The sequence below is a fragment of the Streptomyces sp. CC224B genome, from assembly GCF_030010595.1.
Lineage (GTDB): Bacteria > Actinomycetota > Actinomycetes > Streptomycetales > Streptomycetaceae > Streptomyces > Streptomyces longispororuber.
Map to the genome: position 1 here is coordinate 36,994 of NZ_JASCXL010000053.1, position 14,993 is coordinate 51,986.

General features: G+C 73.0%; 14 protein-coding genes and 1 tRNA gene. 7 read left to right on the forward strand and 8 right to left on the reverse strand.

Features of this window, described 5'->3' with window-relative positions:
* Positions 1-855 carry a DUF3662 and FHA domain-containing protein gene (locus tag QK440_RS21565; protein WP_282794805.1) on the reverse strand — a complete coding sequence of 285 codons (855 nt, stop codon included), beginning with the start codon at positions 853-855 and terminating at the stop codon, positions 1-3.
* 1,546 nt (positions 856-2,401) lie between these two features.
* On the opposite strand from QK440_RS21565, the gene QK440_RS21570 reads away from it, so the two are divergent.
* The 4 genes from QK440_RS21570 (at position 2,402) to QK440_RS21585 (ending at position 5,998) form a co-directional block, all read left to right on the forward strand.
* Positions 2,402-2,488, forward strand: a tRNA-Leu gene (locus tag QK440_RS21570).
* A 464-nt stretch (positions 2,489-2,952) separates the two neighbouring features.
* Entirely contained in the window at positions 2,953-4,527 is a 1,575-nt protein-coding gene (locus tag QK440_RS21575; RefSeq protein WP_282794806.1) for a DUF2252 domain-containing protein, read from the forward strand.
* Positions 4,528-4,665: 138 nt separating this feature from the next.
* Positions 4,666-5,460, forward strand: a complete 795-nt coding sequence (locus tag QK440_RS21580; protein ID WP_282794826.1) for a hypothetical protein — start codon at positions 4,666-4,668, stop codon at positions 5,458-5,460.
* Positions 5,461-5,668: 208 nt separating this feature from the next.
* Positions 5,669-5,998, forward strand: a complete 330-nt coding sequence (locus QK440_RS21585) for a rhodanese-like domain-containing protein (protein ID WP_190135401.1) — start codon at positions 5,669-5,671, stop codon at positions 5,996-5,998.
* 221 nt (positions 5,999-6,219) lie between these two features.
* On the opposite strand, the gene QK440_RS21590 is transcribed toward QK440_RS21585, so the two are convergent.
* From QK440_RS21590 to QK440_RS21620, 7 genes are all read right to left on the reverse strand, one after another.
* Positions 6,220-7,371 (reverse strand): acyl-CoA dehydrogenase family protein, encoded by a 1,152-nt coding sequence (locus tag QK440_RS21590; RefSeq protein WP_282794807.1) that lies wholly within the window; start codon positions 7,369-7,371, stop codon positions 6,220-6,222.
* Between the two features lie 121 nt (positions 7,372-7,492).
* Positions 7,493-8,560, reverse strand: a complete 1,068-nt coding sequence (gene paaE, locus QK440_RS21595; protein ID WP_282794808.1) for a 1,2-phenylacetyl-CoA epoxidase subunit PaaE — start codon at positions 8,558-8,560, stop codon at positions 7,493-7,495.
* The gene (paaD, locus tag QK440_RS21600; protein WP_282794809.1) at positions 8,560-9,060 is read right to left on the reverse strand and encodes a 1,2-phenylacetyl-CoA epoxidase subunit PaaD; all 501 of its coding nucleotides are present in this window, start codon (positions 9,058-9,060) and stop codon (positions 8,560-8,562) included. The genes paaE and paaD overlap by 1 nt, the downstream gene beginning before the upstream one ends.
* The gene (gene paaC / locus QK440_RS21605) at positions 9,054-9,779 is read right to left on the reverse strand and encodes a 1,2-phenylacetyl-CoA epoxidase subunit PaaC (RefSeq protein WP_282794810.1); all 726 of its coding nucleotides are present in this window, start codon (positions 9,777-9,779) and stop codon (positions 9,054-9,056) included. Before paaC ends, paaD begins: the two co-directional genes overlap by 7 nt.
* Positions 9,776-10,066: a 1,2-phenylacetyl-CoA epoxidase subunit PaaB gene (gene paaB / locus QK440_RS21610; RefSeq protein ID WP_190135378.1), complete on the reverse strand. Its 291-nt coding sequence runs from the start codon at positions 10,064-10,066 to the stop codon at positions 9,776-9,778. The genes paaC and paaB overlap by 4 nt, the downstream gene beginning before the upstream one ends.
* The gene (gene paaA, locus QK440_RS21615; RefSeq protein WP_282794811.1) at positions 10,063-11,118 is read right to left on the reverse strand and encodes a 1,2-phenylacetyl-CoA epoxidase subunit PaaA; all 1,056 of its coding nucleotides are present in this window, start codon (positions 11,116-11,118) and stop codon (positions 10,063-10,065) included. Before paaA ends, paaB begins: the two co-directional genes overlap by 4 nt.
* Positions 11,119-11,327: 209 nt before the next feature.
* Positions 11,328-11,486, reverse strand: coding sequence for a hypothetical protein (locus QK440_RS21620; protein ID WP_282794812.1), 159 nt, complete (start codon positions 11,484-11,486; stop codon positions 11,328-11,330).
* A 379-nt stretch (positions 11,487-11,865) separates the two neighbouring features.
* On the opposite strand from QK440_RS21620, the gene QK440_RS21625 reads away from it, so the two are divergent.
* The 3 genes from QK440_RS21625 to QK440_RS21635 are packed head-to-tail and all read left to right on the forward strand — an operon-like array spanning position 11,866 to position 14,815.
* Positions 11,866-12,660 carry a DUF5819 family protein gene (locus tag QK440_RS21625; RefSeq protein WP_282794827.1) on the forward strand — a complete coding sequence of 265 codons (795 nt, stop codon included), beginning with the start codon at positions 11,866-11,868 and terminating at the stop codon, positions 12,658-12,660.
* Positions 12,657-14,030 (forward strand): HTTM domain-containing protein, encoded by a 1,374-nt coding sequence (locus QK440_RS21630; protein ID WP_282794813.1) that lies wholly within the window; start codon positions 12,657-12,659, stop codon positions 14,028-14,030. Before QK440_RS21625 ends, QK440_RS21630 begins: the two co-directional genes overlap by 4 nt.
* A complete protein-coding gene (locus QK440_RS21635) occupies positions 14,027-14,815 on the forward strand; it encodes a TrmH family RNA methyltransferase (protein ID WP_282794814.1) in 789 nt (262 codons plus the stop codon). The genes QK440_RS21630 and QK440_RS21635 overlap by 4 nt, the downstream gene beginning before the upstream one ends.
* Positions 14,816-14,993 lie beyond the last annotated feature (178 nt).

Below are 14,993 nucleotides of genomic sequence, written 5' to 3' on the forward strand. Positions count from 1 at the left end.
TCACCCTTCGGCTTGCCGGTAAATGATGGTGGTACTGCCCACGACGATCCGCGAGCCGTCGCGGAGCGTAGCGCGGGTGGTGTGCTGCCCGTCTACCACGATGCCGTTGGTAGACCCGAGATCCTGGATCGTCGAGGGCGTTCCGGTCCGGATCTCACAGTGCCGGCGCGATACGCCGGGGTCGTCGATCCGCACATCGGCGTCGGTGCTGCGTCCCAGCACCAGCGTCGGGCGGGAGATCTGGTGGCGATTGCCGTTGATCTCAATCCAGCGCCGTACTTGTGTGCCCGGCAGGGCGCCGGGGCCCGGCCCCTGCGGGCGGCCCGCGGCCGCGCCGGGAGGCGGTGCGGCAGGCATGGGAGGAGCGCCCGAGGGGCCCTGCGGGAAGCCGGAGCCCCCCGCGCGGCCCTGGCCCGCGCTCGTGGGTCCGCCGCCGGGGCCCGCCGGGCCGCCGGACACGGGGTCGGGAGTCTGCGAGGTGCTGGACGCGAGCGTGCGGCTGCGCACCCGGTACAGGCCGGTGTCGAGGTCCTCGGCCTTCTCCAGGTGGACCTTGATGGGCCCCATGAAGCTGTAGCGCTGCTGCTTCGCGTACTCGCGCACCATGCCGGACAGCTCGTCGCCGAGCTGCCCGGAGTAGGGGCTCAGGCGCTCGAAGTCGGGGGCGCTGAGCTCCACGATGAAGTCGTTCGGGACGACGGTCCGCTCGCGGTTCCAGATCGTCGCGTTGTTGTCGCACTCGCGCTGCAGGGCACCGGCGATCTCGACGGGCTGGACCTCGGACTTGAACACCTTGGCGAAGGTGCCGTTGACCAGACCTTCGAGTCGCTGCTCGAACTTCTTCAGGACTCCCATGGGGCACCTCCTCCGTCGTTGTCATCCTCGTACTGCTTACTGATCGTATCCACGCGCCGGGAAATCAGCTGGTTCCCCCTGTCTGCCCAGACCACGAGTGTCGCCTCTCACAAGGCATGCCCGCACCGCCCTTCCGGGATCCTCCGGGATCGTTCAGGGTTCCACCGGACGCGCACCAGGGTCCTGCCCGGCATCTGCCCGGGTCTTCGCTGGTGATCCACGGTGCTCCTCCGTCGACCTTCAGGGATCTTTCAGGGGCTCCTTCGGGAACCGCCGGGGGCGCTTCCCGACCAGGGGTCCGGCGTACCGGCACCTGGCGTCCGACGTGCCGGCTCCGGGTGTCCGGGGCCGGGTGTCCGGGCCGGGCGTCGACGTCCGGCCCGGGCGTCCTGACCTCGGTGTCCGGGGTGGCCCATAGGTGTCCCGCTGTGGTGCTCCCGTCCGGTGCCCGGGTCCGGTGCTCCCGGCCCGGCCGGTGTCCCGGTGCGGGGCTGCCGCTCGGACTCCGCGGTTCCGGTCCTTCCGCGCTCGCTCGCTCCTGCCTCGCCTTCCGCTCTTCCTTCCGCCGTGGTCGCTTCCTGGTCCCGGCCGCTGGTGCGGCGGGGCCCGAGCCTGCGCGGGCGGATGCCCGGGCCTGCTGGGCCTGCGCGGGTCGGGTCAGGCCTCGCGCTCAGCCTGCTCCGGGTCCTGCTCGGGTGGTGCTGGGGGTGGTGCTGGGGTGCTGCTCGGGCCCTGCTCGGATCCGCGCGGCCCGCCGGCCCAGTCCTGGGCGCCGGGCACGGTGTTCCCGCAGGGTTCCCGTACAGGTACCCGCCCATGTCCTCGCCGGACATCTCGGGCCCGTGCGGGCCGGGTCGGGTTCCTCTTTACCAGGGATCGTAGAGGGGCTCTGAAGACAGTGTCCCGCACGTGCCCGTGGACCTTGGAGGAGGACTTGACGGGTGGCTTAGTTGCGTCTGGCAGCAGGTTGCCGGTGGGGGTGCCCGACGGGGCCGTGCGGCGCCTGGCGGGTGCCGGGCGGGGGTGGGGGAAGTCACGGCGGAGCACGAGGTGTGAGGTGTGTGCGGGGTGTGTGGGGGCGGGCGTGGCGGGTGCGCCGGATGGGGTGGTGGGGAGTGAGCGGTGCCTTCTGGCTCGGGGGGAGGGCCTGCGTGGGAGTGGCTGAGTGGGGCTGTGGTGCGGGCCGAGGGTGGGGGCTTTGGGTGGGGTCGCGCTGAGGGGTGGTGCCCTGAGGGGTGGGGGGGGGGTGTGCGGCTGGGGGCGCGTACGGCTGGAGGCGTACGGGGCGTGGGGCTCGGCTGAGAGCTGTGGGGCTGCGGGGAGGTGGCATAGGCGCCTGGGGTGGGGACTGTGGGGCTGAGGTGGTTGCGGAGGCTGGGAGGTCTCTTGGGTTCGCGGGAGCGGAAGCCGGGGGGAGGGGGCGGCTCGGGTCCCCGCGCAGGTGCCCGCACATACGGATGTGAATCCACCCTCCGCAGCGTGCTAATCTTCTGGATGTCGGCAGGCGCTCGCACCACACAGTGAGAGACCCAAAGACAACACCCATGCGCGGGTGGCGGAATAGGCAGACGCGCTGGATTCAGGTTCCAGTGCCCGAAAGGGCGTGGGGGTTCAACTCCCCCCTCGCGCACCAAGTGAGACCCCAGTTCATCTGGGGTCTTTCTTTTTTCTCCAGCTCTCTTTCACGGCTGGTCGCCGCGGTGCGATCGGCTGCGATGGTGCTCGGCTGGCGGGTGGGCGTGTGGCGTGCGGGTGCGCGGGCGTTCCTTCGGGGGTGGCTCGCGGCTGCGCCCAGGCCCTCGTCCGTGTCCGTGCCGATGCCCGGGGCCATGCTTCCCGTGACATCTGTGTCCGGATGCCGATGCCGACGCCGACTGCTTACGACTCTCGCGGGGCATGCGGGAGTCGTGATGTATGTCACCGCCCGGCTCGTGACGGCGGTCGGCCGGAGTTATCCACAGGCTCTGACGGGGATTCGTCCGCGGCGGTACGGTCGATGGCAGTTGATGTTCGCGACGCCACTCGCCGGCGCGGGGCGGATCTGCCTCGGCCGGGGTGTGTCGGCAAGAGCTGCGCGGACACCGGAACCGGGGGGCGATGGCCGTGACTGAGACAACTGACACATCAGGTACGGGCGGACGGGCCACGGCAGGGGGCGACGCTGAGGGCGCGGGCGCCGCAGCGGCCGACGCACCCGGCGGACGGAGCTCCGGCGCGGCGGTGCCGGGCCCGCGTGAAGCGCGTGACGCCTGGCGGCTGCCCCACGTGGAGGGCTTCGCTCGCCACCCCGGGCTCGGCGGGGCGGAGCACGCGAGGCCCAAGCAGGAGGGCAAGGCCCTGCGGGCGGGGGTACCGCGCTCCGCGCACGCGCGGTTCGTGCCGGACGACCACCGGCCCGACCCGCTCTCCGTCCTGGAGGAGACCAACAGGGGCCGGCTCCCGGAGCTCGCCCCGATCCGTACGGGCCGGATGGCCGCGACGCCGTTCGCCTTCCTGCGCGGGGCGGCCGGGCTCATGGCCCACGACCTCGCGCGCACTCCCGTCACCGGCATCGGCGCACAGATCTGCGGCGACGCCCACGCGGCCAACTTCGGTCTGTACGGGGACGCGCGCGGCGGCCTCATCATCGATCTGAACGACTTCGACGAAACCGCCCACGGCCCCTGGGAGTGGGACGTAAAACGGCTGGCCGCCTCCCTCGTGCTCGCAGGCCGCCAGGCGGGTGCCACCGAGGACGCCTGCAAGGAAGCCGCCTACGACGCCGTCGGCGCGTACCGCCGCACGATGCGCCTGCTCGCCAAGCTCCCGGTCCTCGACGCCTGGAACGCGATCGCCGACGAGGAACTGGTCTCCCACACCGACGCGCGCGACCTGCTCGGCACCCTCGACCGGGTCGCGCAGAAGGCCCGGCAGAACACGAGCGCCCGCTTCGCGGCCAAGTCGACCGAGCCGGTCGAGGGTGCGGGGGACGGCCACGACGGCGTCACACCCCGGCGCTTCGTCGACGCCCCGCCGGTCCTGCGGCGCATACCGGACGCCGAGGCGGCGGCGGTCGCCCTCGCCCTGGGCGAGTACCGGAACACGCTGTCCGAGGACCGCCTCCCCCTGCTCGCGCGGTACGCGATCCAGGACGTGGCGTTCCGCGTCGTCGGCACCGGAAGCGTCGGCCTGCGGTCGTACGTGGTGCTGCTCCTCGACCACCGGGGTGAACCGCTGGTGCTCCAGGTCAAGGAGGCGTGCCCCTCGGCGCTGCTGCCCCATCTACCCGCGGTCGGCTTCACGGCGCAGGAGGTCGTCCACGAGGGCCGGAGGGTGGTGCGCGGCCAGAAGCGAATGCAGGTGGTCAGCGACTTCCTGCTCGGCTGGACCACGATCGCCGGGCGCCCCTTCCAGGTACGGCAGTTCCGCAACCGCAAGGGCAGCGTCGACCCGGCCGCACTGGCTCCCGACCAACTGGACGACTACGGCCGTATGACCGGCGCCCTCCTGGCCCGCGCGCACGCCCACAGCGCGGATCCGCGCCTCATCGCCGGGTACTGCGGCAAGAACGACGAACTGGACGAGGCCATGGCCGACTTCGCGGTGGCGTACGCCGACCGTACGGAGGCGGACCACGCGCTGCTGGTCACCGCCGTCCGGGAGGGGCGCGTCGCGGCTGAGACGGGGGTGTGAGGGGGGTGTGAGAGAAACGGAGAGGCGCGGGGCCGCCGGCGTTCGGGCTCTGGGCACGGTGGCGCCCGGCCCGTGTCCTACGCTGGGCAGGTGACGACCCCGGAAGCCGAGCAAGCACAGGACGAGACGCCCGAGGGCGTGCCGCAGGCCGGCGGCGCCCGGCCCGAGGAGCGGCTCGAGAAGGCTGTGCGGGCGGCTGAGCAGGCGTTGATCGAGTACGAGATCGCGGTGGAGACGTTCCGGGTCGAGGTGGAGAACTTCTCCCGGCTGCACCACCAGAAGCTCGGCCCCATGTACGCCCGCCTCGACGAGCTGGACGCGCTGATCGCCGAGGCCGTCGCGGCACGGTCCGGCGACCCGGAGGACCGGCGCAAGGCGGAGGAGGCCCGGGCGCGGGTCCTGCCGATACCGGGCGTGGACGAGCTGTTCCACGGCTGGATGGACGGCGACGGGCTGCCGCCCGAGGCCGCCGCGATGCTGACCGATCAGTCGGTGCGGCCGCCGCAGCGGGTGCGGCCCAGTGACGAGGCGCGCAAGCTCTACCGCGAGCTGGTCCGCAAGGCCCACCCCGACCTCGCGCAGGACGACCAGGAGCGGGAGCGGCGGGACGCGTTCATCGCGCGGGTGAACACCGCGTACGGCCGTGGTGACGAGGCGCTGCTGCGCGAGCTGCACGAGGAGTGGGACGCGGGGCCGGTGCCGGACGAGCGGCGGCCCACCCCCGGCGAGGAGCTGTACGCGCGGCTCGAGTGGCTCGCGCAGCGCAAGGAACTCCTGTCGGTGGTCGCGCGTGAGCTGGAGGAGAGCGCGATCGGCGCGATGCTGAAGCTGGCGCCGGACGACCCGGACCGGCTCCTCGACGAGATCGCCGAGCAACTGCTGGCCCAGGTGGCGGAGCGCGAGGCGGAACTGGAGCGGTTGCAGGCCGCGTGACGTGGCGCGGCGTGCGCCGGGTCGCAGAGTGGGTGGCTTCTGGGTGCCGGGCCGGATGGTGGGTGGCGTGGATGCCTGCCGGGGGCGAGGGCTGCGGGGGTGAGGGCTGTGCGGGGTTCGAGGGGGCGGCTCGGCTGGTTCCGGGTGGTCGGGCCGGGGCGGGGTGGTGGGGTCGGGTAGCGTCGGTGGCATGCAATTCGGTTCTGGTGTGCCCACGGTCACGGTCGCTGATCTCTCCGACGGAGACTTCCTGCTCGACGTCCGCGAGGACGACGAGTGGCAGGCCGGTCACGCGGCGAACGCGCTGCACATTCCGATGAGCGAGTTCACCGCGCGTTTCGGTGAGTTGACGGAGGCGGCGCCCCAGGACGGCAAGGTGCACGTGATCTGCCGGTCCGGGGGGCGTTCGGCGCAGGTGACGATGTACCTCGCCCAGCAGGGCTTCGACGCCGTCAACGTGGACGGCGGCATGCAGGTCTGGGAGGCCTCCGGCAAGCCGGTCGTCGACGACAAGGGCCAGCCGGGCACCGTGATCTAGGGCGTCGGCGCGGTCGCAGGACGCCTCCCTGGTCTGCCACGGGCGGCGCCCGCGTTGGCCGGGCACCGGGCACCGGCGTGCTCCTGGAGGCGTCGGCCGGGCCTTCGCGTTCGTAGGGCGCTACCGCGCGATGCTCCGCGTATGGTGTGGTGCCCGCCCCGGGCGCTCAGGGCTCATGGCTTGCCCAGGTCCCCTCGCGGGGCCCGTGGGGCCCCGCTCCGTCAGCCAGGGGCGTGGGCGGAGAGGATCTCGCCGAGGGCCTCCTCATGGGCTGCCGCGGGGCCCAGGGAGAGCTCCAGGTACTTGGCCCAGGCGTGGTAGCGGTGCAGGGGGTAGTCGGTGTCCGCGCCCAGGCCGCCGTGCAGGTGCTGCGCGGTCTGGACGACGCGGCGTACGCCGTCCGACGCCCATGTCTTGGCCACGGCTACGTCCGCGGCGACGGGCAGCGGACCGCCGTTGCCCAGGGGAGTGGCGTCCGGCGTGCTGAGTCGCCAGGCGGCCTGCCAGAGGGTGGCTTCCATGGCACGCAGGTCGATGTAGCGGTCGGCGGCTTGCACCGCGACGGCCTGGAAGGTGGCGATGGGGTGGCCGAACTGCTCCCGTTTGCCGGTGTATTCGCTGGTCATCCGCAGTACCTCGGTGCCGAGGCCCAGGGCGAGCGCGCAGGTGCCCGTCGCGAGCAGGTGGCGCAGGACGTCCCAGGCTCCGTCGGCGGTGACGAGGTCGTGGCCCGGGACGCGCACCGCGTCCAGGCGCAGCTCGCCGAGGCGTTCGCCGTGGGTGGAGAACTGGTCGGCGATGCTCAGACCGGGAACGGCGCGGGGCACGACGGCGAGAACGGCACCGCCCTCCGGCGCGGTGGCCGGTACCAGGACGAAGTCAGCGTTGTGTGCCCAGGGCACGGCGGTCTGGGTGCCGTCGAGCAGCCAGTCGGGGCCGTCGGGCCGGGCGGCGACGGCGAGTTCGGCTCCGTCGTGGCCCGTGCGCCCGTGCGCGGCGACGGTCAGGACGACGTCACCACGAGCGGTCGGCGGGAGGAGCCGCCGTTTCAACTCCGCGCTGCCATGAGCCTGTACGGTGCAGGCGGCCGCACTCGACTCCAGGAGCGGGACGCGAGCGAGGACCTTCGCGGATTCGCGCAGCACCAGGCAGAGCGCGATGGCGTCGAGGCCCGAACCACCGTACTCGGGAGCGAGGAGCAGGCTGAGCAGGTCGGCGTCCGCCAGCCTGGCCCACAAGGCACGGTCGAAGTCCTCGGCGACGGCGCCGGGGGTGAGGGACGGGCTCGGCACACCGTCCGGCGCGACGTCGGCGAAGAGGGCCTTCGCCGCTTCGAGCGCCGCCTGCTGTTCCTCGGTGAAGGTGAAGTCCACTGCACGTCCTTCCCGCCCGGCCTGTCCGTGCCCGTCCGTCCTGCCGCCCCGCGCACGGGAGCTGACGGGGCGTCAAGGTAGAACAGGTCTCAGAAGAAGGGAACAGGCGGGCGGGGGGTGCTCAGCGGTCGAAGTCCAGCTCCACCTTGTCCGTGGTGGGGTGGGACTGGCAGGCCAGGACGTACCCCGCCTCGGTCTCCTCCGGCTCCAGCGCGAAGTTACGGTCCATCCGCACTTCACCGGAGACCTTGAAGGCGCGGCAGGTGCCGCACACCCCGCCCTTGCAGGCGAAGGGCGCGTCCGCGCGGTTGCGCAGCACCGTGTCGAGCAGCGACTCACCGGCCTGGACCGGCCAGGTGCCGGAGCGGCCGTCGAGGGTGACGGTGACCGTGCTGTGCTCGGGCGTCGGGAGGGGCGCCGAGGCCGTCGGAGCGGCGTCGACGTGGAAGATCTCCTCGTGGATACGGCGGCGGTCCACGCCGAGGGACCGCAGGGTCCGCTCCGCGCTCTGCACCAGGCCGTACGGACCGCACAGGAACCAACCGTCCACCTCGGCGACCGGCAGCAGCGCGGGCAGCAACTGGGTGAGCCGCTCCTGGTCGAGCCGCCCGGAGGTGAGCCCGGCCTGCTGTTCCTCCCGGGAGAGCACCGTCACGAGCTGGAACCGGTCCGGCCAGCGGTCCTTGAGGTCGGCGACCTCCTCCAGGAACATCGTGGACGCGGCGGTGCGGTCGCTGCGGACGAGGCAGAACGCGGCGCGCGGCTCGCGCTCCAGAAGCGTGGTGACGATGGAGAGCACCGGGGTGATGCCGCTGCCGCCGACCACCGCCGCGTACCGCCCGGGCGCGGGGTCCAGGGTGAAGCGGCCCGCCGGGGTCATCACCTCCAGCTCGTCGCCCGCGGCTATCTCCTTGTGCGCGTACGTGGAGAAGGCGCCGCCGTCCACCACGCGCACGCCGACCCGCAGCGTCCGTGGCTCCCCGGTGGCTCCCGGAGCGGGCGCCGGCGAGCAGATGGAGTACGTACGGCGGATCTCCACGCCGTCCACGACGCGGCGCAGGGCGAGGTGCTGGCCGGGGTCGTAGCGGTACTCCTCGCGGAGGGGTTCCGGGACGTCGAAGGTGAGGGCCACGGAGTCGTCGGTGAGCTGCTCGACGGCCGCCACGCGCAGCGGATGGAAGCGCGCCATCACAGCTCCTTGAAGTGGTCGAAGGGTTCGCGGCAGGTCACGCAGCGGCGCAGCGCCTTGCAGGCCGTGGACGAGAAGCGGCTGAGCAGTTCGGTGTCGGTGGAGCCGCAGTGCGGGCAGCGGACCGTGAGGGTGAGCGGCACGGGGCCGTCGGCGGTGTGCGGGCGGGGCGGGGCGATGCCGAACTCGGCCAGTTTGCGGCGGCCCTCGGCGCTGATGTCGTCCGTGGACCAGGCCGGGGAGAGCACCGTGCGCACCTGGACGTCGGCCATGCCGTGCTCGTGCAGGACCCGCTCTATGTCCGCGGTCATGGCCTCGATCGCGGGGCAGCCGGTGTACGTCGGCGTCAGCTCGACCTCGACGCGGCTCGGCCCGCTGACGCGCACCCCGCGCACCACGCCCAGCTCCGCGAGGGTCAGGACGGGCAGCTCGGGGTCGGGCACCGAGCCGGCCAGGGCGCGGAGCCGCTCCTCCAGGGGGGTGGGCGCGGTGGTCACCATGACGCCCCCGGGTGGCTGCGGTGCAGGTGCTGCATCTCGGCGAGCATCCGCCCGAAGGACTCCGTGTGCAGGCCCTCGCGCCCGGCGCCCGCGGCCCAGGCCCCGGCCTGCGGGCCCTCCGGGACGGTCAGCGTCGCCTTCCGGATGACGGAGGTGACCGTGGCCGTCCACTCGGTGCGCAGGGCCTCCCCGTCGACGTCCAGGCCCGGCACCGGCCGGAACAGCTCGCCGGTGAACCGCCACAGCGCGTCGAGGCCGCGCTGCATCCGCTCGTGGCTCTCGGCCGTGCCGTCGCCGAGCCGGAGCGTCCACTGCTCGGCGTGGTCGCGGTGGTAGGCGACTTCCTTGACGGCCTTCGCGGCCAGGGGCGCCAGCTCGCTCTCCGTGGTGGCCAGCCGGTCGTACAACAGGCCTTGGTAGACGGAGAAGTAGAGCTGGCGGGCGATGGTGTGGGCGAAGTCGCCGTTCGGCTGCTCGACCAACTGGACGTTGCGGAAGGCGCGCTCCTCGCGCAGGTACGCCAGCTCGTCCTCGTCGCCGGCCAGGGACAGCAGGACCCGGGCCTGGCCGAGGAGGTCCAGGGCGATGTTCGCCAGGGCGACCTCCTCCTCGAGCACGGGGGCGTGCCCCGCCCACTCGCCCAGGCGGTGGGAGAGCACCAGTGCGTCGTCGCCGAGGGCGAGGGCCGCGACGTGGGCCGTGCGGGGTGCGGTGGTCACAGGTGCTGCACCCCTTCCGGGATGTCGTAGAACGTCGGGTGGCGGTACGGCTTGTCGGCGGCCGGGTCGAAGAAGGCGTCCTTCTCGTCCGGCGAGGAGGCGGTGATCGCGGCGGACGGCACCACCCAGAGGGAGACACCCTCGCTCCGGCGCGTGTACAGGTCACGGGCGTTGCGCAGGGCCATCTCGGCGTCCGGGGCGTGCAGGCTGCCCGCGTGCGTGTGCGAGAGGCCGCGGCGCGAGCGCACGAACACTTCCCACAGCGGCCATTCGGTCGAGTTGCTCATGCGGTCGCCTCCCCGTGAGTGCCGGGCGTCGCGGGCCGGCGGTCCTTGTCGTGGTCGCTGTGCTTGGCGGCGTACGCGGCGGCCGCCTCGCGCACCCACGCGCCTTCCTCGTGGGCCCGCCTGCGCTGGGTCAGCCGCTGTTCGTTGCACGGGCCGTTGCCCTTGAGGACCGCCCAGAACTCGCTCCAGTCGATGGCGCCGAAGTCGTGGTGGCCCCGCTCCTCGTTCCACTTCAGGTCCGGGTCCGGAAGGGTGAGGCCCAGCGACTCCGCCTGGGGGACGCAGATGTCCACGAAGCGCTGGCGCAGCTCGTCGTTCGAGTGGCGCTTGATCTTCCAGGTCATCGACTGCTCGGAGTGCGACGACTCGGCGTCCGGCGGGCCGAACATCATCAGGGACGGCCACCACCAGCGGTTCACCGCGTCCTGGGCCATCTCGTGCTGCTCGGGGGTGCCGCGGCTGAGGGCGAGCAGAAGCTCGTACCCCTGGCGCTGGTGGAAGGACTCCTCCTTGCAGATACGGACCATCGCGCGCGCATACGGACCGTAGGAGCAGCGGCAGAGCGGGACCTGGTTGGTGATCGCCGCGCCGTCCACGAGCCAGCCGATGGCGCCTACGTCGGCCCACGTCAGCGTCGGGTAGTTGAAGATCGAGGAGTACTTCTGGCGGCCCGCGTGCAGCTTGTCGAGGAGCTCGTCGCGGCTGGTGCCGAGCGTCTCCGCCGCGCTGTACAGATACAGGCCGTGGCCCGCCTCGTCCTGGACCTTGGCCATCAGGATGGCCTTGCGGCGCAGGGACGGGGCGCGCGTGATCCAGTTGGCCTCCGGCTGCATGCCGATGATCTCGGAGTGGGCGTGCTGCGCGATCTGGCGCACGAGCGTCGCGCGATAGGCGTCGGGCATCCAGTCGCGCGGCTCGATGCGCTCGTCGGCGGCCACGGCCGCGTCGAAGGCGGACTCGAGCGCGGCCGTGTCCACCACCGCGGCGGTGGACACGGCGCCGGCCGCGGCCTCGTCCTCCGCCACGACGGGCGGCTGGTGCGCTGTCGCCATCTCGGTCCCCCTCGACCTCGGGCAGTCTCTGCGTCCTCACCGGCTCCCGACCGATCGTTCGGTCCGCCGGAATTCAATGGTGCGGCGCGGCGCCATAAGGTGTCAACCCTGTGGATAACCTCCGGGACGCTGTGCCGGGCGGGCAGGTCTGAGTACCGTTCCGGCGGCAAGGATCGGTGCGGGATCGGGGAACGGGACGGAATGGACGCCTACGACAAGAGCCCGCCGGACGGGCCGGTCGAGCCCGACGAGCCCTCCGCGCCGGACGGGACGGCGGAGATCTCGGGGTCCTCCGCGTCGGGCGGGGTGGATGAGAGCTGTGCGTGCTCCGCGTCGGGCGGGGTGGATGAGAGCCTCGCGTCTCCCACGCCGGGCAGGGTGGATGAGAGCCCCGTGTCGTCCGCGCCGGGTGGGGTGGATGAGGGCCGCGTGTCGTCCGGGCCGGAGGCGGTGGATGAGGCCCACACGGCCGCGTGTGCGCTCCCTGCGCCGGAGGTGGTGGAGGAGACCCACGCGGCCACCTACGCGTCCCCGCCCCCTGCGCCCCACGAGGTGGAGGAGGCCCGCGCTGCGGAGACGGCCTCCCCCGCCAGGGGCGAACCCCCCACCGTCCCCGCCGACGGCATAACCCCGGCCGCGCGCCAGGCCCGGGCGGCAGGTGCCCCCGGCGGGTGGCCGGCCGCGCACCAGGCCCCGGCGGCAAACGGCCCCGTCAGGTCCCCGGCGGCAGACGCCCCTGCCCGGCCCCTGGCGGCAGGCACCCCTGCCCGACCCCCGGCGGCAGGCGCCCCCAGCGGGTTCCCGGCACCTGAGTGGCCCGGCAGCGCCTCCGCTCCGGGCACTCCCGCCGCCCCCCTAGGCCTCGCCGGACTCCCCCGCCGCTACCAGGTCGTCGCCGTTCTCGCCCTGGCGGCGATCGCTGCCACCGTCTGCGTGCACCTCGGCATGATGTTCCTGCACGTCGCCCCGGCGAACACCGTCAGCAAGAAGCACGGCGAAACCATCGACAAGTGGGTGTACCCGGAGTTCGAGCAGAACTGGAAGCTGTTCGCGCCCAACCCGCTCCAGCAGAACGTCTCGGTGCAGGCCCGCGCGAAGCTCCGTACCGCGGACGGCGGGCACCGGGTCACCTCCTGGTACGACCTGTCCGCGCAGGACGGCGCCGCCATCGACCACAACCCGCTGCCGAGCCACACGCAGCAGAACGAACTGCGCCGGGCCTGGGACTTCTTCCTGTCCACGCACGACGCGCAGAATCGTCCCACCGGTCCGCGCGGTGAGATCTCCGAGCGCTACATCCGCCGCGTCGTGCTGCTGCGCATCGACCGGCAGGACCCCCTCGCGCGCGGGGAGACGATCGACCAGGTGCAGATCCGGTCCCGGACCACGGCCGTACGGCCGCCCGAGTGGAGCGACGAGAACGTCAGCACCAAACCGGTGGTGCGGCTGTTGCCCTGGTGGTCGGTGATCCCGGACGACCTGCCGCTGGCCGACGACGCGCGCGCGAGCCGGGACGTCGCCGCCGAGGGGAGTGCCCGGTGAGCCACCCGGCCCGGCGCGCCGCGGCGCGCCTTGACCCGCTCGCGCGCGGCCTGCAGCGCGTCACCGCCCACGCCCTCGGGCCGTACCAGACCGCGGTGGTCCGGATCGGCTTCGCGGCGACGTGGCTGTTCTTCCTGCTGCGCGAACTGCCGCACCGCCACGAGCTGTACGGGCCCGACAGCCCCTGGGGCTGGGACATGGCGCGGGAGATGATCTCCGGGAACGGCGCGTTCACGGTGCTCATGTGGTCGGACTCGACGCTGTGGTTCGAGTTCGTCTACGCCTTCGCCGTGCTCACCAGTGCCCTGTTCCTCGTGGGCTGGCGTACGCGCACCATGTCCGTGCTGTTCATGATCGGCGTGCTCTCGCTGCAGAACCGCAGCATCTTCATGGGGGACGGCGGCGACAACGTCATCCACCTGATGGCGATCTACCTCGTGTTCACGCGCTGCGGCCAGGTGTGGTCGCTGGACGCCCGACGGCGTCCACGCGCGCGTGGAGCCCGTGCCGGCTCCCCGGGCCGTGCCGACACCCTGGGTCGTGCCGACACCCTGCGCGACGCCGACTCCCTGGGCCGTGCCGTCGAAGGGGACCGTACGGGCGTCCCGGGCGCGGCCGACCGTGTCGGCCCGGTCCTGTGGTGGGTGCTCGGGATCGCGCTGGCCCTCGTGACGGGCATGGGGGAGCTCGACCGGTTCTGGCCGGTGCTCTTCTGGGGCATGTGGGCGTCCCAGGGGCTGTGGTGGGCCGCCGGGCGGCGGTCGCCGTACGGTGCCCCGCGCCGGCTGCTCGACGTCGTGGCCAACCTCGCGCACAACGCCGCCCTGCTCGTGATCATGGTCGAGGCGTGTCTGATCTACGCGACGGCGGGCTGGTACAAGGTCCAGGGGAGCCGCTGGCAGGACGGCACGGCCGTCTACTACCCGCTGAACCTCGACTACTTCTCTCCTTGGCCCGCCCTGTCCGAGCTGCTCTCCTCCCAGGGCACGATGGTCATGCTGATCACGTACGGGACGGTCATCGTGCAGGTGGCCTTTCCGTTCACGCTGCTCAACCGGCGTGTCAAGAACGTGCTGCTGGCGGTCATGATCTGCGAGCACGCCGTCATCGCGGTGGTGCTGGGGCTGCCGTTCTTCTCGCTGGCGATGATCGCGGCCGACGCCGTGTTCCTGCCGGCGTCCTTCCTGCGGCGGCTGGGGAACGGGCTGGCACGCGCGCGTGGAGCGCTGTCCGCGCGGCTTCCGGTGCCCCGTGCCCTCCGGGGCCGCGCGGTGCCGCACCAGCACCCCCAGGACGGCGTGCCCGCCCGTCAGGAGGCCGGGCAGGGGCACGAGGAGGCCCGGCAGGCGCACGTAGGCTTCGGGGCATGAGCGGTACGGGAGAGGGCGGCGGGCCGCCGGTGGACGCGGTGCGGCTGTGGCGCGGGCTGGCCGGAGCGGCGGTGCTGCTCGACGGCTTTCACGCCCTGAAGCACGCGCTGCGCTTCGGCGCGTCCGTCCCCGTGGCGCTGACCAGCGACAAGACGGGCGCCCTGGCCCTCGCGGCGGACCTGGCGCCGGATGTGGCGGACACGCTGGACGCGCTGCTCGTCGAGACCGACGACGCGACGCTGCGCGCCCTGGTGCCCCGGTTGCATCCCACGGCCGTGGCCGCCCTCGCGGACCGCCCGTCCCGGGCCGCCAACCTGGAGGCGCTGGCGCGCAGGCCGCGGACCGCGCCCGTGGTCGTCCTCGACGACCCGCGCAACCTGGGCAACGCCGGGGCGGTGATCCGCCTCGCGGCCGGCTTCGGCGCCACGGGCGTGGTGACCACCGGCACGCTCGACCCCTGGCACCCCACCGTCGTCCGCGGCGGCGCGGGCCTGCACTTCGCGACGGCGGTGGAGCGCCTGGACGACGGCGCGCTGCCCGAGGGACCGCTGTTCGCGCTCGACGCCGAGGGTGACGACATCCGCGGGATCACCCTCCCCGACGACGCCGTCCTGGCCTTCGGCTCCGAGCGCAGCGGCTTGTCACCGCAGGTCCGGGCCCGCGCCGACCACCTGGTGTCCCTGCCGATGCGCCCGCAGGTGTCCAGCTACAACCTGGCCACCAGCGTCGGCATGACGCTGTTCCACTGGTCGGCGCAGCACGGTCCGGCGGCAGCGAAGAGCTGACCCCAGGGGAGCCCGGCCCACGCGGACCGGGCCCCGGAGCACCGATCAGGCCCTGGAGCCGCCGACCGGGCCCCGGAGCCTCCGATCGATCCCCGGAGCCTCCGATCGAGCCCCGGGGACGCGCCGACCGGGCCCCGGGGACGCGCCGACCGGGCCCCGGGGACGCGCCGACCGGGCC